The organism is Xenorhabdus miraniensis (genome assembly GCF_002632615.1).
On sequence record NZ_NITZ01000115.1, the window covers coordinates 1 to 549 of the forward strand.

A 549-nucleotide genomic window follows, 5' to 3' on the forward strand; every position below is an offset into this window, starting at 1 on the left:
TTGACGTCACTGACGAAAGCCGCCGCAATCAGGGGACCGACACCGGGAATAGTCAGCAAGTGCCCATACCCTGCTTGCTGACGGGAAAGTGCCGTAATTTCGTTATCCATTTCATGAATGCTGACGTTCAAATTCCGCAGATCTTCCCACAGCCTATGCAATAAACGGCGCAGCACACAAGACAGGGCATTATCGCCTTCTTCCAGAATATCAGGCAGGTGCTGTTGGAGTGTCTGAATCCCTACAGGCACAATGATTCCCTGCTCAGCGAGGAAGGCCCTGATTTGATTAGCAAGGGCGGTACGCTGTTCCACCATGAGCTGCCGGGCATTGCGCAGTGCCTTGATATCTTGCTGTTCTACGGTTTTGATGGGAACAAAATGGAGACCGGGTCGACAGGCTGTTTCACAAATAGCCAGCGCATCATTGGCATCATTTTTTTGATAATGACTGAAAGCTTTTACATGCTGGGTGGGAATAAGCCGGACATGATAGCCCATAGACTGCAATGTCCGGCCCCAATAATGAGAAGTCGCACAGGCTTCCATG

Annotated in this window: 1 protein-coding gene; it reads right to left on the minus strand. The window is 50.6% G+C overall.

Annotation, left to right across the window (positions count from 1 at the left end; translation table 11 throughout):
* Nucleotides 1–549 (minus strand): IS110 family RNA-guided transposase (locus Xmir_RS22335; RefSeq protein ID WP_145956968.1); only part of this gene is annotated, 549 nt, incomplete at both ends.